At 64.3% G+C, this 23,671-nt stretch carries 27 protein-coding genes and 2 pseudogenes; 12 read left to right on the top strand and 17 right to left on the bottom strand.

Going from position 1 to position 23,671, the window contains the following annotated elements:
* Window positions 1-104 precede the first annotated feature (104 nt).
* Window positions 105-308: a hypothetical protein gene (locus tag AB3L03_RS01925; protein ID WP_018456356.1), complete on the top strand. Its 204-nt coding sequence runs from the start codon at window positions 105-107 to the stop codon at window positions 306-308.
* Window positions 309-334: 26 nt separating this feature from the next.
* Here the strand turns inward: AB3L03_RS01925 and AB3L03_RS01920 are convergent, their stop codons facing one another.
* From AB3L03_RS01920 to AB3L03_RS01910, 3 genes and pseudogenes are all read right to left on the bottom strand, one after another.
* Window positions 335-1,456: an HD-GYP domain-containing protein gene (locus tag AB3L03_RS01920; protein WP_085353014.1), complete on the bottom strand. Its 1,122-nt coding sequence runs from the start codon at window positions 1,454-1,456 to the stop codon at window positions 335-337.
* A gap of 50 nt (window positions 1,457-1,506) precedes the next feature.
* Window positions 1,507-1,828: pseudogene (locus AB3L03_RS01915) on the bottom strand (PilZ domain-containing protein).
* Window positions 1,825-2,922: a DUF2336 domain-containing protein gene (locus AB3L03_RS01910; protein WP_018456359.1), complete on the bottom strand. Its 1,098-nt coding sequence runs from the start codon at window positions 2,920-2,922 to the stop codon at window positions 1,825-1,827. Before AB3L03_RS01910 ends, AB3L03_RS01915 begins: the two are co-directional and overlap by 4 nt.
* Window positions 2,923-3,218: 296 nt before the next feature.
* Here AB3L03_RS01910 and AB3L03_RS01905 point away from each other — a divergent pair, with 296 nt between their 5' ends.
* A complete protein-coding gene (locus AB3L03_RS01905) occupies window positions 3,219-4,166 on the top strand; it encodes an AraC family transcriptional regulator (RefSeq protein WP_204511038.1) in 948 nt (315 codons plus the stop codon).
* Between the two features lie 51 nt (window positions 4,167-4,217).
* The gene (locus tag AB3L03_RS01900; protein ID WP_368508155.1) at window positions 4,218-4,808 is read left to right on the top strand and encodes an NADPH-dependent FMN reductase; all 591 of its coding nucleotides are present in this window, start codon (window positions 4,218-4,220) and stop codon (window positions 4,806-4,808) included.
* Window positions 4,809-4,812: 4 nt separating this feature from the next.
* Here AB3L03_RS01900 and AB3L03_RS01895 read toward each other — a convergent pair whose 3' ends face one another.
* Both AB3L03_RS01895 and AB3L03_RS01890 read right to left on the bottom strand, forming a co-directional pair.
* A complete protein-coding gene (locus tag AB3L03_RS01895; RefSeq protein WP_204511039.1) occupies window positions 4,813-6,894 on the bottom strand; it encodes a methyl-accepting chemotaxis protein in 2,082 nt (693 codons plus the stop codon).
* Between the two features lie 87 nt (window positions 6,895-6,981).
* Window positions 6,982-7,422, bottom strand: a complete 441-nt coding sequence (locus AB3L03_RS01890; protein ID WP_204511040.1) for a DUF1810 domain-containing protein — start codon at window positions 7,420-7,422, stop codon at window positions 6,982-6,984.
* Between the two features lie 212 nt (window positions 7,423-7,634).
* On the opposite strand from AB3L03_RS01890, the gene AB3L03_RS01885 reads away from it, so the two are divergent.
* From AB3L03_RS01885 to AB3L03_RS01875, 3 genes are all read left to right on the top strand, one after another.
* Window positions 7,635-8,585 carry a DUF2778 domain-containing protein gene (locus AB3L03_RS01885; RefSeq protein ID WP_204511041.1) on the top strand — a complete coding sequence of 317 codons (951 nt, stop codon included), beginning with the start codon at window positions 7,635-7,637 and terminating at the stop codon, window positions 8,583-8,585.
* Window positions 8,586-8,664: 79 nt separating this feature from the next.
* Window positions 8,665-8,922, top strand: a complete 258-nt coding sequence (locus tag AB3L03_RS01880; RefSeq protein ID WP_007609546.1) for a hypothetical protein — start codon at window positions 8,665-8,667, stop codon at window positions 8,920-8,922.
* Window positions 8,923-9,076: 154 nt separating this feature from the next.
* A complete protein-coding gene (locus AB3L03_RS01875) occupies window positions 9,077-10,168 on the top strand; it encodes a TRAP transporter substrate-binding protein (protein WP_018454553.1) in 1,092 nt (363 codons plus the stop codon).
* Window positions 10,169-10,324: 156 nt separating this feature from the next.
* Here the strand turns inward: AB3L03_RS01875 and AB3L03_RS01870 are convergent, their stop codons facing one another.
* From AB3L03_RS01870 to AB3L03_RS01845, 6 genes are all read right to left on the bottom strand, one after another.
* Window positions 10,325-11,107, bottom strand: coding sequence for an ABC transporter ATP-binding protein (locus AB3L03_RS01870; RefSeq protein ID WP_018454552.1), 783 nt, complete (start codon window positions 11,105-11,107; stop codon window positions 10,325-10,327).
* Window positions 11,095-12,150, bottom strand: coding sequence for a dihydrodipicolinate synthase family protein (locus tag AB3L03_RS01865; protein ID WP_018454551.1), 1,056 nt, complete (start codon window positions 12,148-12,150; stop codon window positions 11,095-11,097). The genes AB3L03_RS01870 and AB3L03_RS01865 overlap by 13 nt, the downstream gene beginning before the upstream one ends.
* A 6-nt stretch (window positions 12,151-12,156) precedes the next feature.
* Window positions 12,157-12,978, bottom strand: a complete 822-nt coding sequence (locus AB3L03_RS01860; protein ID WP_018454550.1) for a GNAT family N-acetyltransferase — start codon at window positions 12,976-12,978, stop codon at window positions 12,157-12,159.
* Entirely contained in the window at window positions 12,965-14,002 is a 1,038-nt protein-coding gene (locus tag AB3L03_RS01855; RefSeq protein WP_018454549.1) for an NAD(P)-dependent oxidoreductase, read from the bottom strand. The genes AB3L03_RS01860 and AB3L03_RS01855 overlap by 14 nt, the downstream gene beginning before the upstream one ends.
* Window positions 14,003-14,020: 18 nt before the next feature.
* Complete coding sequence (locus AB3L03_RS01850; protein ID WP_026232760.1) at window positions 14,021-14,791, bottom strand: ABC transporter permease; 771 nt, start codon at window positions 14,789-14,791, stop codon at window positions 14,021-14,023.
* Window positions 14,792-14,875: 84 nt separating this feature from the next.
* Window positions 14,876-15,523, bottom strand: a complete 648-nt coding sequence (locus AB3L03_RS01845; protein ID WP_018454547.1) for a TetR/AcrR family transcriptional regulator — start codon at window positions 15,521-15,523, stop codon at window positions 14,876-14,878.
* Between the two features lie 100 nt (window positions 15,524-15,623).
* On the opposite strand from AB3L03_RS01845, the pseudogene AB3L03_RS01840 reads away from it, so the two are divergent.
* From AB3L03_RS01840 to AB3L03_RS01820, 5 genes and pseudogenes are all read left to right on the top strand, one after another.
* Window positions 15,624-16,639: pseudogene (locus AB3L03_RS01840) on the top strand (ABC transporter substrate-binding protein).
* A 273-nt stretch (window positions 16,640-16,912) separates the two neighbouring features.
* Window positions 16,913-17,611, top strand: a complete 699-nt coding sequence (gene minC / locus AB3L03_RS01835; protein WP_026232759.1) for a septum site-determining protein MinC — start codon at window positions 16,913-16,915, stop codon at window positions 17,609-17,611.
* Between the two features lie 19 nt (window positions 17,612-17,630).
* Window positions 17,631-18,446 (top strand): septum site-determining protein MinD, encoded by an 816-nt coding sequence (gene minD / locus AB3L03_RS01830; RefSeq protein WP_007591740.1) that lies wholly within the window; start codon window positions 17,631-17,633, stop codon window positions 18,444-18,446.
* Window positions 18,443-18,724 (top strand): cell division topological specificity factor MinE, encoded by a 282-nt coding sequence (minE, locus tag AB3L03_RS01825; protein WP_007591739.1) that lies wholly within the window; start codon window positions 18,443-18,445, stop codon window positions 18,722-18,724. The genes minD and minE overlap by 4 nt, the downstream gene beginning before the upstream one ends.
* Before the next feature lie 177 nt (window positions 18,725-18,901).
* The gene (locus tag AB3L03_RS01820; protein ID WP_018454544.1) at window positions 18,902-19,087 is read left to right on the top strand and encodes a hypothetical protein; all 186 of its coding nucleotides are present in this window, start codon (window positions 18,902-18,904) and stop codon (window positions 19,085-19,087) included.
* 13 nt (window positions 19,088-19,100) lie between these two features.
* Here AB3L03_RS01820 and AB3L03_RS01815 read toward each other — a convergent pair whose 3' ends face one another.
* From AB3L03_RS01815 to AB3L03_RS01800, 4 genes are all read right to left on the bottom strand, one after another.
* Entirely contained in the window at window positions 19,101-19,352 is a 252-nt protein-coding gene (locus AB3L03_RS01815; RefSeq protein ID WP_018454543.1) for a hypothetical protein, read from the bottom strand.
* A 108-nt stretch (window positions 19,353-19,460) separates the two neighbouring features.
* Window positions 19,461-19,850 (bottom strand): hypothetical protein, encoded by a 390-nt coding sequence (locus AB3L03_RS01810; protein WP_018454542.1) that lies wholly within the window; start codon window positions 19,848-19,850, stop codon window positions 19,461-19,463.
* 92 nt (window positions 19,851-19,942) lie between these two features.
* Window positions 19,943-20,173, bottom strand: coding sequence for a hypothetical protein (locus AB3L03_RS01805; protein ID WP_007591727.1), 231 nt, complete (start codon window positions 20,171-20,173; stop codon window positions 19,943-19,945).
* A gap of 370 nt (window positions 20,174-20,543) precedes the next feature.
* The gene (locus AB3L03_RS01800; RefSeq protein WP_018454541.1) at window positions 20,544-21,566 is read right to left on the bottom strand and encodes a hypothetical protein; all 1,023 of its coding nucleotides are present in this window, start codon (window positions 21,564-21,566) and stop codon (window positions 20,544-20,546) included.
* A gap of 330 nt (window positions 21,567-21,896) precedes the next feature.
* Here AB3L03_RS01800 and AB3L03_RS01795 point away from each other — a divergent pair, with 330 nt between their 5' ends.
* A complete protein-coding gene (locus tag AB3L03_RS01795) occupies window positions 21,897-22,550 on the top strand; it encodes a L,D-transpeptidase (protein WP_026232758.1) in 654 nt (217 codons plus the stop codon).
* Window positions 22,551-22,557: 7 nt separating this feature from the next.
* Here the strand turns inward: AB3L03_RS01795 and AB3L03_RS01790 are convergent, their stop codons facing one another.
* Complete coding sequence (locus AB3L03_RS01790; RefSeq protein ID WP_018454539.1) at window positions 22,558-22,986, bottom strand: hypothetical protein; 429 nt, start codon at window positions 22,984-22,986, stop codon at window positions 22,558-22,560.
* Between the two features lie 179 nt (window positions 22,987-23,165).
* Window positions 23,166-23,630 (bottom strand): MarR family winged helix-turn-helix transcriptional regulator, encoded by a 465-nt coding sequence (locus AB3L03_RS01785; protein ID WP_368508154.1) that lies wholly within the window; start codon window positions 23,628-23,630, stop codon window positions 23,166-23,168.
* Window positions 23,631-23,671: the final 41 nt, after the last annotated feature.

Below are 23,671 nucleotides of genomic sequence, written 5' to 3'. Positions count from 1 at the left end.
CGAAATTTTTGGTGCGGACCGCTTGGCGGCCTCTTGCAATCTCGATCGTGCAGGAGGAACAATGTGCGGACTGAAAGGTTTGATGCTGGCGCGAGGGAATTGACATGCGGCGGCTCGCTAGCCTGGTTCGACGGTTCTTCGGCCCGCGAGTGCGGCGTCCGATCGATGATGATCCAAGTCTTCCTTTCACACCCGAAGAGTTCGGCCGGCTGATCCGCAGCGGCCGGCACGAGGACATGAAGCTGCTGGCCGAAGGGCTCGCCTGCCGGACCGTTCCGCGCCGCACCAGACATCGCGCCGCGCACTAGACTGGGGTCGAGACGGGTTGCTGCGCTTACCTCGTGAGAGCGACCTGCCTGAACGCGGTCAGCAGCGCCTTCTCCAACTTTCCGCTCATCCCGCATAGGATGTCATAGGCTTCGCTGCGTGGCAGCGTCGGCTTGTAGTGCCGATACTCGATCAGGGCCGCGAAGATGTCCGAGATCGTGAGAATCCGCACGATGTCGCCAATACTCTCGGCCCCGAGTGCATCCGGATAGCCGCTGCCGTCAAGAAATTCGTGATGATGCCGCACGGCATCGAGGATCTCCGGTGAGATATTGTCGTGGTCTTTCAGGAAATCGTAACCCGCAATCGGGTGAGTCTCGATCATGGCACGTTCGGCCGGATCGAGACGGCCGGGCTTGTCGAGGATGGCAAGCGGGATCCGGGCCTTGCCGAGGTCGTGGAACATGGCCGCCGAATACAGCCGCTCGAGATCGGCGCGGCCCACACCGAGACTCAGTCCGAAGTCGATCGCAACGCCGGTCACGAGCAGGCAGTGCTGGTAGGTTCCCTCGTGGTGGCGCCGCACAGTGGTGAGCCACTCGGACAAGCCATGCTGGGTGATGCGATCAGCGATCTTGCGGCCGGCTTCCTTCGTGCCGTCGACATCGATGGGCTCGCCGAGCGCGACGGCCGTGAACATCGACGCGATCGCCGTCGCCGCGGCCTCGACGGCATTGTCCTGCTGCGGCGCCTGACCTGAGGAAGCAGACGCCTCTTCGGCGGAATCAGCCAGCGCTGCCAGCAGCTTGATCTTGTCGATCGTCCCGGGAAGGACGAGCGTGGCCCCGAGCGCGTAGGCCTGCGAGATACTCATGTGAGAGGGGTGCTCGACCAGGAAGATGCGCTTCGTTGCCTTTGCGAACTTTATGGCTCGTTTCTTGATGGCCGCGATGGTGTGGACGTCACGCAATTCCGCACGGATGACGATCGCGAACGGCATCTGGGACAGCTTGGCTTCTGCGTCGAGCCGTTCGCCTGCGACGGCAAACCGTTGCTCGAGAATCGAACAGACGCTCGACAATTTTTCCGAGGAGTCAGCCAGCACATGCACGAATGGGCGTGCCGCTTCCTTCTCTCGGATGCCGCCGTCGCCTTTGACGGGGCGGGATATAGTTCGCGCGTTCTGCACGGTTGACCTGAATCATGCTGGAGTTGGATCGGGCTGATGAATCCTTGGGCCTATTTGTTCTGAGCGGCAGCCTGCACAGAGGCTGCCGGTTTCTTCTTGCCGTCTGCGGTGACGAAGTGCACGCCGGCCGTGGTGCCGTCGATCCAGACCAGTTCGCAGCGCCGGTAGGCGAAGCCCCGTCGAGGACAGCAGCAGGAAGAATTCCTTGGCCTGGAGCACGTCGAGCGTGCCCTCGACCTCGATCTTGGCACCGCTTTGCGATATGTCGAGCAAAACGCAACTGCGCCGCCAAGTGCCGTCCGAGCCCATTAGATTGACAGGCTGCTTGTGATCCATTTTTACGCGCATCGCTTTGCGACCGTCGAACTTCATCGGCTAACCCCCATCTTCGGGCTGCAATTTCCCGGGTCGCCTGTGCTGGCGTTTGCTACTATTTGCCCCCATCGCACTGTCCATTGGCTGGTGGACAGAAGCAGCGTCTCGAAGATCCGTTGCGCGCGCTCGCGCTCGGAATAGGAGAGCCTTTTTCCGCTGCGGTTGCTCAGGATGGTAAGGGTGGTCTGCCAGTTTAGCCGCGACGCCCGGCACGCCATGACCAGCCCCTCGCAATCGTCATCGCTCGCGACATGCTCGATAATTTCGAGCGGCGCCCCTGAAAGCACCGACAGCGCCGTGAACAAATTGGCCGTCTCGCCGCGGATCGCAAAGCGGTTCACCGTGGAATCGTTGAGCTTGCCGACGCGGTTGAGGGCGACGATCTCCGGCCTCGCGCCCGCGTAGTCGGCCCGGCAAGGCCGCTTTGGCGGAGCCGGCTCCGCTTCCGGCACCGGCGCTGCGGCGGACGGGGCGGGTGCCTTCCGGGCTGGTGGGGCGGAGAGCAGCTTGCGCACGACCAGATCGGGCGTGCCGGGCCGGAGCACCAGCGCCTTCGCGATCTCGCCGTCCTGGTCGGCCTTGGCAATTAGCGCTGCATAGGCTGCGTCGGAGAATTTCGTTCCCTGGTTCTTGATCAGGTCAAGGCAGATCGGGCCGCCGTGCTTGATCAGCGCCTCAGTCACCGTCGGCGCGATGTCGCTGCGCGCGGCGATCGCGCGTCGATGCCACTCGCCACGGGAGTCAATGACAGCCTCGAGATCGGCTGCGGAAAGTGCACGCGACTTGAGCAACACAGGACATGCCACGTCCGGACTATCGTGCGAGGCGAGACGCCACAATGTTTCGGGAGGCGCGATGTCAAGTTCCGCGAGCGCCGTGCTGAGCTGAACCAGTGCGCTGGCCTCGACCCGTTCCGTCAATCGCAGCAGAACACCGTCGACCACGTTGACGAGCAATTCCCGGCACTGGCCGCGGCTGCCAGTGAGCAACTGCACCATGCCGGCGAGAATGCGTGCGCAACGGTGCGGTGGGTAGGTTGCGACCACCTCTTCCAATTCAGCAAGAATATCAGCAGGCGAATTTGCCATCATGGCAGGGGCCTGACCTAAAATTAATTTGGACTATCGAACTGCACCTATTCCGCCCGACAGACGTTAATTTGAAGTTTGGATTTTGCTCGTCTAGGTATACCTGCACCGCTGGCCACACGGAAAACGCTATCGAAAATTGGCGAGATTTGATGCGCCGCCTTGTCCTTGGACTTCGACGCTCGCCAACTGGTCGGCATAGTTCGAAGTGATTCTTTCAGACTTAAGGCACACGGAGCGCAGAAGCGGGCCGGCATCGTCGCCGGACGCGTGTGTTGCGACGCGAAGTTCACATTGCCATGAATAGAAGTGATGATCCGCCGACGCTGGCGCCAAAGGTATTTCGCTTCACCGACGTCGATGAATTTCGAAACGCCATACGAGGGCTCGACTTCGAGTTCACGCCTTTTGTACGGAGGATTTCGGCCGAGCAGAGTATTCTGTCGCTACCCGGCTGCGACGTGAATTTGACGCGGGCATTTCCGCGGGTCGTCGACGCACAGCTCGTCGAGAATTGTACCGCGATCGGATTCACGATGGACGATTTGGACGTGACCGTTCGATTCAACGGCGCGCGGCGTATACGACCCGTTATCGTCATCGGCAGCGGCGGCGCGGCTTACACCATCATCGAGGAGGTGCAGCGGCAAATCGCCTCGGTGGTGTTCAGGCCGGAGGTGACGGATCGCGGCTGGCCACAAGCAACCCTCTGCTTCAACATCTTCGAAACGACCGCTGCGGGCTTGAGCCGGCTTCGCGGTGTGGTCCGGGAAGTCTTGGAAGCCGCGTCGGAGCCCGTCGCCTCGCCCGACTTGCCGCTGAAGGCGGCCGGCATGAAGGAGACCCTGCTCGGCGCTGTGGACGCAATTTTCGAAAGTATCGTTCCCGCGCGATGGACCCTGCGCCCCAATGACGAGCGCAACTTCAAAGTCTTTCAGGACATCCGCGCGCTGCTTTCCGACGACCTCTCGCTGCCCATCTACAGCGACGAGATCGCGCGCAAACTCGGCTTGTCCGTTCGCACCATGCACGACGTCGCCCGCCGCTATCGTGGAATGAGCCTGCACCGCTACTTGCGCCTGCGGCGGCTGTGGCTGGTGCGTCAGCGGCTGCTCGCGGGTGCCGATAGTGTCAAGGCCGTCGCGCTGGCGTTCGGCTTCTGGCATCTCGGCGACTTCTCCAGAAGCTATCGCGACCAGTTCGGCGAGACACCGTCGCAAACGCTTGAATCCGGACGGCGAACTTAGCGCGTCAAAACGTTGAGGGCCGGCCTGATGATCCGTGCTAGACTGCTGCCCATGAGCAATCGCATTCTCGTCCTCTACGGTTCCTACCGTTCCGACCGCATGGGCATACGCCTGGCGAATTTCGTCATCGATCGCCTGCGCGCCCGCGGCGACGACGTCGTGTTTATCGACGCCAAGGCGATCGGCCTGCCGATGCTCGATCGCATGTACAAGGAATACCCCAAGGGCTCCGCACCCGAGGCGCTGGAGAAGCTCGCCGGAGAGATCCGCGGCGCCGATGGTTTCGTCTTCGTCACTGGCGAATACAATTGGGGCATCCAGCCGGGCCTGAAGAATCTTACCGACCACTTCCTCGAGGAGTGGTTCTGGCGCCCAGCCGCGATCGTGAGCTACTCGGCCGGCCGCCTGTCCGGCGCGCGTGCCTCGACCGCCTGGCATGGCACGTTGTCGGAGATGGGCATGGTGGTGGTGTCGAGCACCATCGGCGTCGGCCCGATCGCACAGACGCTGTCGGAAGCGGGTGAACCGATCGGCGAGGGCGGCAAAGCGCTGGAACGCTCGTTCCCGCGCTTCGCCGACGATCTCGCATGGTGGATCGAGGCGGCCAAGGCGCAGCAGGCGCGCAAGGCGCCGCCGTACTAAGCCCTTACGCCGACCTGACCTCACCGAGGAAGCGGTCGAACTGTCCGGCGAGATCGCGTGACTGGGACGAGAGCTGCTCGGCTGCGCCCAGCACCTCCCGCGCGGCCGTACCGGTGTCGTCGGCGGCGCGCTGCACGCCTGAAATGTTGGTGTTGACCTCCTGGGTGCCGCGCGCGGCTTCCTGGACGCTGCGGGCGATCTCCTTGGTCGCCGAGCCCTGTTCCTCGATCGCGGCCGCGATCGCGGTGCCGATCTGGTCGATCTCGCCGATGACGTCGGCGACGTTGCGGATCGCGGTGACGGTCTCGTCGCTCGCGGCCTGGATCGCCGAAATCTGCTCGGAGATTTCGGTGGTGGCCTTGGCGGTCTGGCCCGCCAGCGATTTCACCTCGGCAGCAACTACCGCGAAGCCGCGGCCGGCGTCGCCGGCGCGGGCGGCCTCGATGGTCGCGTTCAACGCCAGCAAATTGGTCTGCTCGGCGATGCTCTGGATCAGCGTGACGACGTCGCCGATCTTCTGCGCGCCCTCGGCCAGCGCACGGGCGGTGTCGCCGGTGCGGCGGGCGTTGTCGACGGCGCGGGCCGCGATCTCGGTGGACTGGGCCACTTGACGGCCGATCTCCGAAATCGAAGAGGTCAGCTCCTCGGTGGCGCTCGCGACCGTCTGCACGTTGCTCGATGTCTGCTGTGAGGCGGCGGCGACGACGGCGGCCTGGCTGTTGGTCTGGGCAGCCGTCGAGGTCATCGACTGCGCCGTGCTTTCCATGGTGGCTGAAGCGCGGGACAAGCCGCCGACGAGCTCGGTGACCTTGGCTTCGAACGCGCGGGTGATCCCGTCGAGCGCCTGTGCGCGGCGCATCTTGCCGTCGTTCTCGGCCTGCTTCTCCGCCGCGAGGCTGTCGGCCCGGATCATGTTGTCCTTGAAGACCCGGACCGCCGCGGCCATGGCACCGATTTCGTCGGAACGCTCGGCGCCGGGAATCTCTTCCGTGACCTCGCCTTCGGCAAGCCGCGACATCCGCGTCGTCAGGTTGACGATCGGGGCGCAGACGCGGCGGCGGACCGTGACGATGAGGCCGGCGCTGGCGATCAGCACGGCGAGGAGGCCCGCGAGTGCGATGGTGAAGCTGGTGTGGGCCGCAGTGGAGGCACCGGCGAGAATCTGCTCGGCGTTGTCGTAGAAGGCGTCGCGGACCTCGATAATGGTGCTGAGGCCGCGCTGCGTGGCGGTGTAATAGGTGTCCATGTCGTGTTCGTACTTGCCGCTGACCGCACCCTCCTTCACCAGCTTGAGCTCGCGGCCGAACTCTTCGATGTAGATCGCGTTGAATTTCTCCAGCGCGGCGGCGACGTTCGCCGGCGTTGCGGGATTGCCGCGCAACTCCAGCAGCGACATCACGATCTGATCGTTGCGGCCCTGCGAGCGGCTGATCTCGGCCTTCTCGGCATCGGTCGCCGGTTTCTTGCCGCCGACGAGATTCTTGTGCAGGCTGGAGTTGAAGCCGCCCACGTCGCGCAATGTCATCGCGATGTTGGCGTAGCTTGCCTGCCGGTAGGCATCGCCGTTGAGGATCGCCATGCGGCGAACCTGCTCGTTGAGCAGCGCGGTCACGCCGGCGTTGAGCACGGCGTTGTCGGCGACGATCTTCTTGGCGGCATCCTTGCGCGCCTCCGGCGGGCCTGCCATCGCCTTGTCGATGGCTTCGCGCAGCGCCGTGAACTTCGAATTGATGGCGTCGATGTTGCCGCCGGTGGTGTTGCCGTCATCGAACGGGCCGGGCAGGTCCTTGCGCAGCGCGTTCATCCTTTCGCGGGCGGCATCGGTCTGCTTGCGCAGCTTGTCCTGCTCGGCAAGCAGCGCCGGGTCGACCGCGGGAGGGCCGTAGAGGATGTTGGTGGAAAAGCCGCGCTCGGGATTGAGGTAGCGCGGGATGTCGCTGACGGCGCGGACGATCGCCAGCCGCCCCTGCGCTTCGGTGATCCGTTCCATCGTCTGGTATTTCGTCACGGCGACGTAGACGGCGAGGCCGCCGCCCACTGTCGAGAGCGAGACGATGGCGGTGGTCAGGAGCGTACCGATTTTCATGATTCTGTCCGGCAACTGGCGCGGGAAATTATTTGCACGGACAATAGGCAGGCGATGTTAATCCCGGGTTTACGCTGGTGGCTGCGGTCACTTGGGCTGTCGCTCAAGGGCCGCGAGGATATCGAGCGTTGCCTGATCGCGCTTGCCCGAAAAATACCGGGCGAGCGCCTCGTCGAAAACGGGCTCGTCGGACACCGCGTCGAACAGCGTCATCGACGAGCGGAATTTGGCATCATCGGGCGCGCCGAGGATGGCGTTGATGGTCCGGCCCTCGACGGCGAGCACGAGCCGCGTGCATTCGATCAGGCGCGGACCGAGGATGGGGTGGGCGAGGTAGGCCTGGGCCTCGGCGCGGGAGGTGATGGCGTAGCGCTGGGACATGGCGCTGAAGCCGAGACCGGCGACCTGCGGGAAGACGAACCACATCCAGTGGCTCTGCTTTCGGCCCCGGGTCAGCTCCCCCTGGACGTCGCCATAGACCGGGTCCTGGGCCCGGACAAAGCGCTCTAGATCGAACGGATCGGTCATAAGATACCTCGGGATACCCTGGAATGGCTTGCCGGGGCCCTTGCCGGCCGCGATTATGCCTAACTTTTGGCTCCCAATGTGGTAGCTGGTAGAAGATCTCCGGGTGGGGGTGGGTCCCCTCGGGGGTCGATTTTGGGGATCTGATGGTTTCCGACCGGGCACGAGCCGAGGGGCTATTGTCGCGCCGCCGTATTGGGCGAGCCGAGACGATATTGCTGTCTCTGGCCGCCGTCGCGCTGGCACTGGGCGCTGCCGCCTGGGTCGCGGATATCGGCGGTTCGGCCTCGCTGGTCACCGCCGCACTGCCGCCGGCCAATGCGCCTTCGTTCGATGATCGATTCGCTTCGGCTTCCAGCAGTCCGCCCGCCCGCGAGCTCGGCCTGCGAACGCTGGAGCGCTCCGCGGTCAATGCAGTCCAGCTCAAATTGCGCGATGCCAAGGCGATGCTCGCCCAGAAGCTCCAGGGCGACGACTGGCGCTCGACCCTGACCGATGACGACCGGCATATGTCCGAGGAGACGAGACAATCGCAGCGTGCTGACGCCATCCCGATGCCGCGCTCGCGCCCGCCCCAGGCGGACATCTCCGCCCAGATTGCCTCAAGCCAGGCTTATGCCGAGACCAACCCCCGTGTCGACAACCGCAATTTCTTCGAAAAATTCACCGACAAGATCAGGCTGGCCTCGCTGACGCCCGACAGCGGCCTGTTCGGCAAGGCGCCGGATCTCGCCGCGCTTGGCTACGATTCGCGCACCGCGGTCTACGACATCTCGGCCAAGGCGCTTTACCTGCCGAGCGGCATCGCGCTGGAAGCGCATTCCGGCATGGGCGCGCTGATGGACGACCCGGAGCACGTCGACCAGCGCATGGTTGGCGCGACCCCGCCTGCGACCTACGACCTGAAGCCGCGCGAAAAACTGTTTCACGGCGTCCGCGCACTGCGCTTGACGCCCACCGAGGGCACCAGCGCGCTCGGCCGCGTCGGCCTGCTCACCCACAATTACATGCTCGGGCCTCGTGGCGACTCCAACGGCTGCGTTTCGATCAAGGACTATGATCGATTCATGAAAGCCTACGACAACGGTGAGTTCAACCGTCTGGTCGTGGTGCCGAGGCTGACCCCATCGGCGACCGCCTCGCAGCGCGCGAGCACCGAGTCCTGATATCTGCTCCGGATATTGGCCTGCTACGGCGGGGCTGCCGTTTTCCTTTCGTTAAGCCGTCATCGTCCAGAAGCAGCCCATGAGTGATCCGCAAAGTTCCGAGACCCCGCTGCGCACGACGTTCAAGATCAAGCTGAACGGCGACACGCTGGCGATCGCGACCGTCGGCCAGGCCTATCAATTCCTCACCAATTTCAAATCGGTCGAGTGGATGGAATTCCGCTCGCTGCATGAAGACGCGGTCGCGGCGCTCGAAGGCGCCGCCGAGAACGCCATGCTCGTGGTGCAGGCGACCAACGCCGTGCGCGCGCTGTTTGTGAGCGCCAAGCTGCTCTGAGAGCGACACGGGAAATTTGGGAAGATTCCCGGATTGCGCCGCGCTCCATCCGGGCTACCGCTCACTAGTTGAACTCCGCTATAGCAACAGGCCATGGTCTGCGAAGATCGCGCTCAAGCCGATACGTTGAAACATAGTTCAGGGAGAGACCATCATGAAACGCCGTACATTCCTCAAGGGCGGCGCGGTTGCCGGCGCGACGACGCTGGTTGCCGCACCTGCGATCGCGCAAAGCGCGCCCGAGATCAAATGGCGCCTGACCTCGAGCTTCCCGAAGTCGCTGGACACTATCTACGGCACCGCTCAGACTTTTGCGAAATATGTTGCCGAGGCCACCGACAACAAATTCCAGATCCAGACCTTCGCGGCCGGCGAGCTCGTTCCCGGCCTGCAGGCGCTCGATGCGGTCAGCACCGCTTCTGTCGACATGGCGCAGACCCCGCTCTATTTCTACATCGGCAAGGAGCCGGCGCTGGCCTATGCCACCGGCGCGCCGTTCGGCATGAACCATCGCCATCAGGAATCCTGGTGGCATTTCGGCGGCGGCGCCGACCTCACCAATGAGGCGCTGAAGCCGTTCAAGGCGCATGCCATCCTCTGCGGCAATTCCGGCACCCAGATGGGCGGCTGGTTCCGCAAGGAGATCAAGACCGTCGACGATCTCAAGGGCCTGAAATTCCGCATCGCCGGGATGGGTGGTCATGTGCTGGCGCGGCTCGGCGTGGTCCCGCAGCAGATCGCGGGCGGCGACATCTATCCGGCGCTGGAGAAGGGCACGATCGACGCAGTCGAATTCGTCGGCCCCTATGACGACGAGAAGCTCGGCTTCCAGAAGGTCGCCAAATATTACTACTTCCCCGGCTGGTGGGAAGGCGGCGCCATGCTGCACATGATCGTCAACGACGAGAAGTGGGCGTCGCTGCCGAAGCAGTACCAGGCGATCGTCAACCAGGCCGCGTCGGCCGCGGGCGCCTGGATGCTCGAGAAATACGACAGCGTGAATCCGGCGGCGCTGAAGCGGCTGATCGCCAACGGCGCGGAGCTGAAGGCGTTTCCGCAGCCGGTGCTGGAGGCCTGCTACACCGCGACCCAGGACCATCTGAACGAGCTCGCCATCAAGAGCGACCTGTTCAAGCGCACCAAGGAAAGCCACGACGCCTATATGAAGGAGCTGCTGTTCTACACGCAGATCGCGGAGAATTTTTACGACAATTATCTGCTCGGCAAGATGCGCAACAAGGCTTGATCGCGCAAACTCCCGTAGGGTGGGGCAAAGGCGCACTTGCGCCGTGCCCACCACTGCTTGCTTGCCTCGCCATGGTGGGCACGCTTCCTCCTTCGCTCTTCGAGCTACAGCGGACAAGTCGCTTTGCCCACCCTACAGCATCTATCGTGCGGTGAATTAAGCCGCGCCCAAACCCAGCTTCTCGTAAATCCGCCGCGCATAGGCGCCGAACGCGTCCGTCGTTTTCAGCGGCAGAGCCCGTGGGAAGGGCAGGTCGATGGGGAAATAATCGGCCATCTTCGCAGGTCCGGCCGTCAGCACGGCGCAGTGCGAGGACAGGAACACGGCCTCCTGGATCGAGTGCGTGATGAAGATGATGGTCTTGCCGCTCTCGCGCCAGATCCGCAGCATCTCCAGATTCATCTGCTCGCGCGTCAAGGCGTCGAGCGCGCCGAACGGCTCGTCCATCAGGATCAGTTTCGGGTCGTGAATGAAGGCGCGCGCGATGGCGGTGCGCTGCTGCATGCCGCCGGACAGCTCGCGCGGATATTTCTGCTCGTACCCGGCAAGACCCACCAGATTGAGCAGATCGCGCGCCCGCTCGCGCGCGGCCTTCATCGGAAGACCGACGATCTCTGCCGGCAGCAGCACGTTGTCCAGGATGGTCCGCCATTTCAGCAGCAACGCCTGCTGGAACACCATGCCAATGTCGCGGGTCGGATCGAACGGGCTTTTGGCGTTGCCGATCTTCACCGTGCCGCCGTCGGCGTCGTGCAAGCCGGCCAAAATCTTCATCACGGTGGTCTTGCCGCAGCCGGACGGGCCGACCAGCGAGACCAGCTCACCCTCCTGCACGTCCATGGTGACGTCGGACACCGCGAGGAATTCGGCGCCGCCGCTGCGATAGACCTTGCGGACGCCGTGCAGGCTGATGAAGGGGCTTGAGCTCATGCCAGCCATTTATCCAAGTTTGCGGCCACGAACGCGTCGTCGCTGAGGTCGGAATGCTCGCGGTACACGCGCTCGATCTCGTCCTTCTGGCCGGGGCTCAGGCCCTCGTTCGGATCGAGGCACCACAGGCCCTGCATCAGGCCCTGCCGTCGCAGCACCTCATGGCAGCCGGCGATGCAGCCGTGAAAATCGTTGGCGACGTCGAAGAAGGCGCTGTTGCAATCGGTGACGCGGGCATCGAGCGCGAGCAAATCGGCCGGCACGCTGTCCTTGTGCCGTGCCGCTTTGCAGCGCTCGAACTGTTTGATCGCGCTCGCCGTCCACACCGACCAGTGGCCGAGCAGGCCGCCTTTGAAATAAGTGCGCGTGGTGACGCCGTTGTCGCGGAGGTCGAACGGCAGCATCAAATCGAGCAGGATGTGGTCATCATTGCCGGTATAGAGCGCAACGCGGTCGAGCGCGCCGGCTGCTGCGACGCCGCGCAAAACATCAAGGGTCCGGTAGCGGTTGAACGGCGCGATCTTGATCGCGATGACATTGTCGATCGAGGCAAAGCGCTGCCAGAACCGGCTCGACAGGACCACGCCGCCGACCGCCGGCTGAAGATAGAAGCCGACCAGCGGAATTTCGGCTGCGACCGCTGCGCAATGCGCGATGATCTCGTCCTCCGACGCCCTCTTCATCGCAGCGAGACTGAGGAGCCCTGCGTGATAGCCGATGTCGCGCGCGGTGCGGGCTTCAGCGGTGGCCTGCCTAGTCGGACCGGCGATGCCCGCGACCAGCGCCAGCGGACGCTTGGTCCAGTTCGCCGCCGTCTCGGCGGCGAGCTCCAGCACGGGACGATAGAGGCCGACGTCACGGATCGCGAACTGCGTGGTGTGCACGCCGACCGCAAGGCCGCCGGAGCCGGCTTCGATGTAATAGCGCGTCAGCGCGCGCTGATGCTTTTTGTCGAGCTGGCGTTCGGCGGTGAGCGCGAGGGGATGCGCCGGCAGCACGGTGCCGTCGGCGATCAGCTTGCGGATCTCGCTGTTGATCTGGCTGTGGTGCATGATGTCCTATCCGAATTCAGGGCCGGCGACGGCGAATGGCATGTCTTCACCCGCGGTCTTAGCGGGGCCGAACCGCATGCGCTGGAACGGGCGCTCGATGATCCAGCCGGATGCGGTCAATCCTTCAGGGAACGCGGCTTGCGACGCGACGGCATCGAGCAGCAGCGGTCCGGTCTCCGATCGCGCGATGGCATCGACCAGGGTCAGCGCGGCTGCCGCGTCGTCGGCAAGCAGCGGGCCGATATGGCGCGCGGTACGTCCGTCGCGAACCAGCGCGATGGCGCCGTTCGCGGCGACGATGCGCGAGCCGGAACGCTGCGCGAAGTTGGAGAGCAGGGCGGTTCGATCGAGGCCCGTGGCGCGCCGGTCGCGCGCGCGGAGCGCGTCGAGCGTCGCGGACGAAGGTGCCTGCCCGGACGCGGATGCCGATTTCACCAGCTTGAGCCGGCGCAATTGCAGGGTCGGCGTGAACCCGAGCGGCCCATAGACGGCAGCACCGTCCGGGGTTGCGTCGAGCCAGCTCGTCAGGCCGCGTTCGCGCGCCATCGCCAGGCAGGCGTCGACGAGCCGCGTGGCGAGACCGCGTCGGCGATGGCTTGCCGTCACCAGCACCATGCTGATCCAGGCGTTGTCGCCGGGGTAGGGCAGGAGTGCTGCGGTCGCGACCAGTTGCGCGCCATCACGGATGCCGAACGCGACGCCGTCGCTCAAGAAAAACCGCCAGTCGTCTTCATTCTGGTTCCAGTGCGCCTCTGTCGAGAGCGCGAGGCCCGCCGCAGCATCCTCGACGCCAAGCTGGATGATGCGCGGATCGTCAGTAGCGTCCATCGCGCACCTCGTATTTGGTGGGCTTGCCGAGGCTCGGCATGGCGCGCGACACCCAATCCGCCGTCCAGGCGATCAGCTGCTCGGTGTCGACGACCGGCAGGCCGAAAAGCTCGACTGCCTTGGACGTGTCGGTCAGCCACGCGGTCGGCTCTTCGTTTCCTGTCAGCACCGGCATACGGCCGAACCTGGCGCCGAATCTTGCTGCGAGGTCGCGCACCGCCAAAATCTCGTGGCCGCTGACATTGATCGGCGAGGTCGGCGCTGTGCAATGCGCGAGGCAGCGCAGCGCCTGCGATGAGGCATCGCCCTGCCAGATGAAATTGACATGACCGATGCTGAGGTCGATCGGCGTGCCCGTGAGCACTTTCAAGGCGATGTCGTGCAGCACGCCATAGCGCATGTCGATCGCGTAGTTGAGGCGGAATAGCCGCCCGGGCGTTCCGAACTTGCGCGAAAAATACTCGAACATGCGCTCGCGGCCCACGCAGGACTGGGCGTACTCGCCGGGCGGGTTCGGCGCCATGTCCTCGCCCGATCCTTTGCCGTCGACGGGGACGAACGGATAGATGCAGCCGGTCGAGAACGCCACGATCCGCGACGAGGGGAAGGCCTGCGCGATCAGTGCCGGCACGTGCGCATTCATCGCCCAGGTCAGCGAGAGATCGCCCTCAGCGCCGAATTTGCGGCCGGCCATGAAGACAATGTTGGGCGCCTTCGGCAGCGCCTGAATCGCGGTCTCGTCCATTAGGTCGCAATTGATAGTCTCGACGCCACGCGCGTGCAGCCAGTCCTTGACGCCGGCGTCGCTGAAGCGGGCGACGCCGATGACACGGCGATCGGGCGCTGCGGCCTTGGCAAGCCCCGCAAGCGTCGGCCCCATCTTGCCGGCGACGCCGAGGATCATGATGTCGCCGTCGACCCGGGCGAGGTCGTCGATCAATGCCTGGGTCGGCCGGCACAGGAGATCGTCGAGCGCAGCGATATCAGGGATGGTCTTCGGCAGGTTGTGGCGGGTGAGGAGCATGGTTTTGGTCCTTGATCTTCAAGTTTGTCTTGCGTCGCCGACGACGAAGATGCGTTCGAGGACGAGCACGAAGCCGTAAAGCGCGACGCCGAGCAGGGTGAGCAGCACGACGGCCATCACCATCGCGGGCGTGTCGAGCGACGACTGCACCTGGATCATGAGGTAGCCGAGCCCGCGCTCGGAGGCGATGAACTCGCCGACTATGGCGCCGGCGACCGCGAGGATGGCGCCGACCTTCATTCCGGAGAAGATGTAAGGCAGCGATCCCGGCAGCTGGATCTTGCGGAACAGCGTCCAGCGCGAGCCGCGCAGCGATTTGACGAGGTCGAGCAGATCCGGCTCGACCTCGCGCAAGCCCCGCGCGGTGGTGAGCAGGATCGGGAAGAAGCAGATGCTGAAGGCGATCAGGATGTTCGGCACGATGCCGTAGGAGAACCAGACGATGAGGAGCGGACCAAGCGCGACCTTCGGGATCATGTTCAGCGTCACGAACAGCGGCAGCAGCACGAGGCTGATCAGCGGCGCCCAGCTGAAGATGACGGCCAGCGTCACGCCGACGAAGGCGCCGAGCGCAAAGCCGCCGAGGATCTCGATCGCCGTCACCAGCGTGTTGGCGCCCCAGGCGTAGCTCGCGGTTCCCAGCGTCTGGATTGTCGCGAGCGGCGAGGGCAGGATGAACTTCGGGACGTGGAAGGCATCGACCAGCACCTGCCAGAGCACCAGCACGGCGAAGTGCACGATTAGGACGATCGCAAAGCTGCGCGTATTGCGGGCGCCGTCTCCTGTCACCGGTTACCCCCTGCTGTCAGCGGCCACCTTGCCGCTGGTCGCAAGCCTAGCCGTCCCGGAGGGAAGTTTCAACCAGTTGGTTGATTATGGCCGGAGCGAATGCAGCACGAGATCGGCGACGTGCCGGCGGCGGGCGCGGCGCGCGGCCCGGCTCGACAGGTCCTTGCCGAAGATCGCCGACAGCGTCGGCGTGTTGGAGAGATAGAAATAGCTGAGGCCCGCGATGGAGATATAGAGCTGGATCGGGTCGATCCCCTTGCGGAACATGCCGGCGCGGACGCCTTCGTGAAGGATGTGGGACACGCTCTTCACCAGCGGCGAATGCATCGCCTCCAGCCGCGTCGAGCCGCGGACGTGGCGGGCACCGCCGCGGTTCTCGTCGTTCAGAAGCACGATGAAATCGGGGTTCGTCGCGAGGTAATCGAACGAGGCCTCGATCAGTTTCCGGATCGCCTTTCCCGGCGGCAGGCCTTCGAGATTGAGCTGACGTTCCTGCTCGCGGATATCGGCGTAAACCCATTCGAGCACGGCGAGATAGAGCGCGTCCTTGTCGCCGAAATAGTGGTAGACGAGCTGCTTGTTGACACCGGCGCGCTCTGCGATCTCGTCGACGCGGGCGCCGGCAAAGCCGTGCCGGGCGAACTCCTCGCGCGCCGCGGTGAGCAGCTTCTTGCGTGTGGCGACCGGGTCGCGCCGCTGCGGCACGGTGTCGCCTGAACGTTTTGCGGGCATTTCCAACCAAACAGTTGACAAGTTGAGGGCGGCCTTGTTGCATTGGTATCCTCACGGGGGGAGAGCGACAAGCCGGTCGCGGGCAACGAGGAGAGATGCGATGAAGCGTTTGCAGGCGGCGGGCTCGGCCCTGGCGGTGGCCCTGATGCTCGGATCACCAGTCGTGCCCGCGAACGCGGGCGAGGCGGTCAATCTGATTCTGAACTGGGCGCCGACGGCCGATCACTCGCCCTATTATTACGCCAAGGCGCAAGGCTGGTACGAGAAAGCGGGCATCGATCTGACCATCGAGGTCGGCAAGGGCTCCGGCGTCTCCGCCGCCAAGGTCGGCTCCGGCGGCTCGCCCTTCGGCGTCGCCGATCTCGCCACCATGCTGGTGGCGAAGAGCAAGGGGGCTGACGCTGTTGCCGTGATGAGCGTCTACGCCAACACCGGCCAGACCTTCTACTGGTTGAAGAGCTACGGCGTGAACGGGGTGAAGGATTTTGCCGGCCACAAGATCGGCAATCCGCCCGGGGACGCCTCGCGTGTGATGTGGCCGGCCTTCGCCAAGGCTGCAGGGCTTGCGCCCGACTCCGTCGGCTTCGTCAATGTCGGGCCGACGGCGAAGATCGCCGCGCTCAAGAGCCATACGGTCGACATCATCAGCGACTTCTACAACGAGCACGATTTGAAGGTGATCGAGTTCGGAAGCGATCTCGGCTACGTCAATTGGAAGGACATCGGGCTCAACCCTTACGGCAATTCGCTGATCGTCAACGGCGGCTATCTGCAGAAGAACCCGAAGCTGGTCGAGGCGTTCGTGCGGGTCACGCAAAGGCCTTCGCGACCTGCGTCGCCGACGCCGCGCCCTGCCTGAAGGCGCTGCTCGATCAGGTCTCCGGTCTCGACAAGGAGAACCAGGAGCGCCAGTGGGAGCGCATCAAGTCCCTGATGACGGACGAATTCACGACGACGAAGGCACTCGGCTGGATCGACGGCGAGCGGATGAAGAAGGACTACGATCTGGTCCAGACCTATCTCGGCATGGAGAAGCCGTTCGACGTCACGACGGCGTTCACGACCAAGATGCTGGACCCCGCCATCAAGATGGATGCGAGCAAGGTGAAGAAGTAGGGGGCTGGTCGCCGCGCCGGCCCCACATTCCGCTGTCATGCCCCGGCTTGACCGGGGCATCCAGTACGCCGCAGCCTTTCGGCTGACCCGCAACCGTCTCGGAGTACTGGATCGCCCGCCTTCGCGGGCGATGACCGTTGTGCGGGGCGAGAGCGCCTGCTCAACGCCCTTGGTGCGCTTCCATGCCACGTAACCCCACGGAGAAATTAACCGGCCATTAACCATATCGGCGGCATCGTTAACCATTCAATAACAGGGGACGAGTCGGCCGCTATGGAGGCTGCAGTAAAACCTCAACGCCAAATGGTTCGCCTGCGCGGGCGCTCCTATGTGGCCTTCGTCTTCGTGCCGACGGTTCCCATCCAGGACTGGCTGCAGGAGATCGACACCACCATCGCGCGCTCGCCGGGCTTCTTCGCCGGCCGCCCCGTGGTGATCGACCTGTCCTCGGTCGATCTCAGCCAGTCCGGCATCGGCCATCTGCTCACCAGCCTTCAGGACCGCAACATCCGCGTGCTCGGGATCGAGGGCGTGGAGGAGGGCCGGTTGAACCCCATGATGCCGCCGCTGCTTTCGGGCGGGCGCAGCTGCGTGGTCGAGCCGAGTGCGCCCAAGAAGGTCGAGGCAAAGGTCGAGACCAAGCCGACCTCGCTGCTGCTCGAAAGCCCCGTGCGGTCGGGCCAGACCGTGATCTTCCCCGAGGGTGACGTCACCATTTTGGGCTCTGTCGGCTCCGGCGCCGAGGTCGTTGCCGGCGGCTCCATTCACATTTACGGCGCGCTACGCGGTCGCGCCATGGCGGGCGTGAACGGTCACACGAGCGCGCGCATCTATTGTCAGAAGATCGAGGCCGAACTGCTTGCAATCGATGGTTTTTACCAGACCGCCGACGATATCGACGCGGCCCTGCGCGGCAAGCCGGCCCAGGCCTGGCTGCAGGGCAACACCATGCGAATTACTGCGCTGAACTGACCAGAAGGAGATTTGAGAGATGGCCAAGGTACTGGTCGTGACGTCAGGCAAGGGGGGCGTCGGAAAGACCACGACGACCGCCGCACTGGGGGCTGCGCTCGCGCAGCGCGGCGAAAAGGTCGTCGTCGTCGATTTCGACGTCGGCTTGCGCAACCTCGACCTCGTGATGGGCGCCGAACGCCGCGTCGTGTTCGACCTCATCAACGTGGTGCAGGGCGTCGCAAAGCTGCCGCAGGCCCTGATCAAGGACAAGCGGCTGGAGAACCTCTGGCTGCTGCCGGCCTCGCAAACCCGCGACAAGGACGCGCTGACCGAAGAGGGCGTGGGCAAGGTCATCGACGATCTGCGCAGCCGTTTCGACTGGGTGATCTGCGACAGTCCGGCCGGCATCGAGCGCGGCGCCTCCATGGCGATGCGCTTTGCCGACGAAGCCGTGATCGTCACCAATCCCGAAGTCTCCTCGGTGCGCGATTCCGATCGCATCATCGGCATGCTCGATTCCAAGACGGTGCGGGCCGAGAAGGGCGAGCGGGTCGAGAAGCACATTCTCATCACCCGCTATGATCCCTCGCGCGCCGCGCGCGGCGAGATGCTGACCATCGAGGACATCCTCGAAATTCTTGCAACGCCCCTGCTCGGCATCATCCCGGAGAGCCAGGACGTGCTGCGCGCCTCCAACGTCGGCACGCCCGTGACGCTGTCGAACGCGGAAGGCGCACCGGCGCGGGCCTATATCGACGCGGCCCGACGGCTGTGCGGCGACACCGTGCCCATGCAGGTGCCGACCGAGCGCAAGGGCTTCATGGACCGCCTGCTGCGACGGAGGGCCGCATGAGCATGGGTCTGCTTCGGCTTCTCCGCGGCAACAAGGCCTCTGCACCCGTCGCGCGCGAACGGTTGCAGATCCTGCTTGCCCATGAACGCGGACTGCGCGGCCAGCCCGATCTGCTCGGTGTGCTGCGTGAGGAAATTCTCGCGGTCGTCTCCAGGCACGTCACGCTGGACCCGACCAAGGTCATCGTCCGGCTCGATCGCGGCGACGAGGTCTCGACCCTCGAGGTCGATATCGAGGTGCCCAACGATTTCGAGCGCAAGCGCGCGGCGGCCGGCTAGGGGACCTCGGCCGCGACGCTTCAAATTTGGGGTTGGTGAAAAGGCGGTCCGCTGGGCATAGCGGGCCGCCTTTTGCTTGCTGACGTGAACGCTACGGAACGAGGTCCGGGGCTCAATCGTTGTGAACAACCCGCGGCGGCGCGATGCACCGCGGTTTCGTCAAACGGGAGAACGCCCATGATGACCGAGGTCCAGGTCCACACCGTCGCGCGCCAGATGCTGGAACAGCATGGTTTTGCTGCGATCGCGAAGGCCGCCGAACAGGCCAGGGCTTGTGAGGGCCGCGGCGAGGCCGACGAGGCCAAAGAGTGGCGTCACATCGCGGACGCGATGAAGATCATCCGCGGTCCGCACCAGAGCTGACACTCCCCCGCGTTCAACGCTCCCCGCGGTCAGCGCCCTGCGGCGAGGTGCGATTCTGTGTCTGCGGCTGGGAGCGCTCGCCCGTCTCCTTGCAGGGGAGCGGCTCCCACGAGCCATCCGGCGCCTGCTGATAAGCGCTACACGACGAAGACGAGGTCGATTTGTCCTCGCCCTTCTGGGCATTGGAATTCTTCGCCAGCACGGGCGCAGTCAGCATCGGTGCGACGGCAAACGCGACCGCGAGAAGGACATGGTTGATCCGCATGGAGCTCCCCTGTTCGAGTTCGAAAGAGCCGCATGCTGGCGAGAAATGTGACGATTATTGGCCGAAGCAAAAATTCCGGCGCGGCGTGCTTAACGCCGCACGATCACGCTAGCCGCCCTTGCTGCGGATCAGGCCGGCGAGGTTGGTCTTCTGGGCCTCGCACCAGTTGGGCATGCCGAGGCGGCGTTGGTTGAGGTCGGTCGCCTGGGTGGCCACCGCGACCTCGGCCATCAGATCGTCGTCCTGCTTCTCGCCCATCTTGCCACCCGTGTGCATCCAGGCGATCGCCTTGCGGACCTTCTCGGTGGTGCCTTCGGGCAGCTGCATCTGCTCCGCCTTCTGCACCAGATCCTGGTAGGCGATATCGGTGCCCGGACATTCGACCTTGGCGGCGAAGGCCTGCAAGACCAACGTGACATAGGTCGAGCGTGGATGGTCGGCCGCTTGGGCGGACGCGGCCAGCAGCAACAGGGCCGTCATCAGAAAACCAGTGCGCATCCTTGGTACCTCCCCGAATTTTCGGGAAGGCTAGCGGCTGCCGCGCCGCTCCGCAATGGGGATAGCGTGCGCCCGCGAAGCCGGCCGGCGGGTTAGCGCCGCCAGGCCGGCACCGGATCGAGCGGCGTGCGATAGACCTCTTTGTGATCGCGGTCGGTGACGCGCACAGCGCAACCCTTGCTTTGCAGCTCGGGCTTCACCTGCGACAGCTCGGTGGCCAGTTGAACGGCGCGATCGGAGGCGACCTCGATGTCTTCGAGGATGATACCGCCCTGGTTCTTGAACTCTTCACCAACCACGAGATCGAAGGAATAGTAAGGCATCCGAATTCCCCGGTGTGACGAATTGAGCTTCGGGTGGACGTTTCAACACATGACCGATGGTACCACTGAGTCGATGTTTATCGAATGAACGGCGCGCGCAATCTCTCTGCTTATGCGCAGAAATGATGTGCAGCATTCAAGCGTGTTAAGATTTTATTAAATATGTCGGCGTGATCATGAGGCATGGAATTGCAGCAGAACCGGGCTCCGGGAACCGGCAGCTGCAGAGAAGGCCGCCGGCATAGATCCCGACGGCCTTTTCTCTTGATGGAAAACGATCGAAGCTCGCTTCCCGTAGTCATCCGGATTCAACGCATCACATCGACTCTGACAGCATCGCTGGTGCGACGCGTCGTCGCGTGACGATGGTTCAGCGCAGCGGCATTGGCGGGCGTACGACAGGTCCGTCGTCGTCGGCAACGGCTTGCGTCGTCATGGCAGCGGGCGGTGGGGCTGCGGCAGCCTGCGAGGCCGGCGGCGGCGGAGCGAGCGGCGCCGGCGAATAAGCCGGCATGTAGGTGTGCGACACGACCGGCTTCGGTTTGCGAACCGGCGGCGCCGCGGGCCGCGGCGGTAGCGCGGACATTTGCGCGCGCGGATCGACGCGCGGCTTCGTATCGGCCACCGGCTTCGGCGCGGGCGGCTTCGCCATCTCGCGTGCCATCTGCTCCTGCCCGGCCTTCAACTCGGCGATGTTGGCCTTGAGCTGCTCGATCTGTTGCGCCATCGCGGTGAGATCGCGCGTCATCGACTGCACCGATTGTACAGGATCGGGTTGTGTTGCCGGGGGCACTGCTGCTGCAACCTGGGTTGCAGGCGGAGCCGCCGATTGGTCGGCCGCTTGATCCGTTGCGACTTGATCAGTTGCGGGCTGGTCCGCAGGCGACGCGGCCTGCGCGGCGGCGACCGGTGCCGTCTGCGACGTCGAAGGCAACAGCGACGCCAAAGCCGGGGTCCATTCGGCGAGCATCTGTCTTGCGGTGTCGCCATGTTTCTCCCAGGCGACAGTGGCGGCTGCGCTTCCGCCCGCAAACAGCATCGTGACGAACGCACCGCGCAGCCACTTGCCGGCGGAAGAGCGCTTCTGCCGGCTGAGGCCATCACTGGCCGCGACGCGCACGGCGGTGTCGACCGAGGGCGCTGCCGGCTGCGGCTCCGCGACGGGACTGAACTTCGGCTCCGGATTCATTCTGGGCTTCAGCAGGAACGCCGGATCTATTTTGGGTTCCGGACGGGTCGTGATCTCAGGCGCGAGCGCGGGCGCAACGCTGAGAGGGCGCGAGGCCAGCAAAATGTCAGGCGAAATCTGCACGGCGTCGTGCGGGTCGTTGTTCGTGACCGTGTCCTTCACGATCTCATCGACGATTTGCCGAGAGTTCAGCGTCGCGAGCATCGCAGCTCCTTTGAAGCCTGGGTGTTTTGAAGCCCCAGGTGTTGAGTATTGAGGTATCGGTCGTTCGCATTGGCGCGAGCAGATCCGTTGAGGTGGGCCCATCCAAATCCCCAAATCCGATGAGGCCCAAGCACCATGACCCACGAGTCCAGCCGGGTTTGACCAAAGCAAGGCGAGGGGATGGAGACTGTGCGACGCTCTTGCGCCGTTTGTGGTGATGGAACCCGCCTCAGAAAACACGCGTAATTGTTCCACAATGCCTTGTTTTCAGCACGATTTTGGCAGCATCTGGTGTTGCTGGGGGCGCTGCTATCGCTATCGGGGCCGGCGATGCCAAGATCCTTATTCGTTCTACTCGTCCTTGCCATGCTTCCGTTGGGCGGCTGCATGCAGACGACGCTTTCGCCATCGACGGACGCGAGCATGACGACCCGCGACCGGCAGTTGCTGGCGCATACGCCTTACGCGCAAGCAAACGTGCCCGAGCAATATCTCCGTCATATCGTCGATTATCCGCGCAAGGAGCAGCCGGGCACGATCCTGGTCGATACCGATGCGCGCTATCTCTATTTCGTGCTGCCCGAAGGCAAGGCGATCCGCTACGGCGTCGCGGTCGGCGAGGAAGCCATGGCGTTCTCCGGAGTCGCGCGGGTCGGTCGTCTAGCGGAATGGCCGGATTGGGTTCCGACGGCGGACATCCAGGCGCGGCTCGGGCCCTATCCGGCGCGGGTGCCCGGAGGCCCCGCCAATCCGCTGGGCGCGCGGGGCATCTATCTCTATGCCGGCAACAAGGACACGCTCTACCGCATCCACGGCACCAACCAGCCGGAATATATCGGGCAGGCGATCTCGTCCGGATGCATCCGGATGCGCAACGAGGACGTGATCGATCTCTATGACCGGGTGAAGCTCAACTCAATGGTCGTGGTGCTGCCGCCCGGACAGAACGCGCAAGTCGAGGCGCGGCCCAGCTGGCGCGGGTGAGGTCGCCCTAGTTCTCGGGACGGGCGACGCGCCATTGCAGCGTCGTGGCATTGCCATTGGCCTCGCCCGGCGCCTTGTCGGCCGGCGAGGTGTAGAGCGGACGATAGCGATAGGCCCACATCTTGCTGCCGTCGTTACGGTTGATCACGGTGAAGTCGCCGACCGCTTTGGCATCGGCCGTTGCGGGCAGCGGCACCCAGCTCTCGACGCATTTCCCGTTGCAGTTCGACGTCTTGCCGGTGGTATCGCGCTCGTAATAGTAGAGCGTCATGCCGTTGAGGTCCACGAGCGTGGGGCCCTGCTTGGTCAGGATGACTTTCGCCGGTGACGTCGCGGGCTTCGGCGGCGGAGGGGCATCGCCGCCGCCATGGCCATTCGCGAGCGCCGGAGCGGTCGAGAGCGCGATCGCCGCCGCCGCAATGAGGAACCTGAACATCCGAAACTCCAGACCGGCAAAGTTAATCGCGCGTTAAACGCCGAATGCCGTCGACCGTAACAGCCGAAGGTTAGTTCCTGGTTTCGCGATACTGCGACAATGAGGGGTAGAATTACGGGGCTTTCTGTCTTGGCACGTTTTCTTGACGCGAAGCGGTATCCACCTCGCTCGAATACGCTCTATGCCTGCACTCCGCGCAGCGGGGCGCGGCTGAGTTCGTTGCCGGCGGCGATCGCCTTGTGCAGGAGGCGCATCAGATCCTCACCTTCCTTCGCGCTGAGGCCACGCAGCATGATGCGTTGCGCGGATCTGACGGCCGGCGTGATCTTGCGCAGCGTGCGGCGGCCTTCGTCGGTGATCTCGAGCTCGCGGGCACGGCGGTCGCGGCGCGAGGCGCGGCGCTCCGCGAGCCCCTTCTGCACGAGCCGGTCGATCACGCCGGTGATGGTGGTGCGGTCGTAGGCGATCAATCCCGCGAGCGTCACCTGGTCGAGCCCCGGATTGGCCTTGATGGTCGCGAGCGCGGCGTATTGCACCGGCGTGAGGTCGAAGCCGGCATCCCCGACCTCGGCCAAAAACACCGCGACCGCGATCTGCTGGAATCGGCGCGCCAGATGTCCGGGCATGTCGTTGTTGTCTTTCACCGAATTTCTCCGTTGGGGCGGGACGGCCGGGATCGTTGACA

The sequence above is a fragment of the Bradyrhizobium lupini genome, assembly GCF_040939785.1.
Lineage (GTDB): Bacteria > Pseudomonadota > Alphaproteobacteria > Rhizobiales > Xanthobacteraceae > Bradyrhizobium > Bradyrhizobium canariense_D.
The sequence above is the reverse complement of the archived record's forward strand: the minus strand, read 5'-3'. Positions and strand labels throughout refer to the sequence as shown.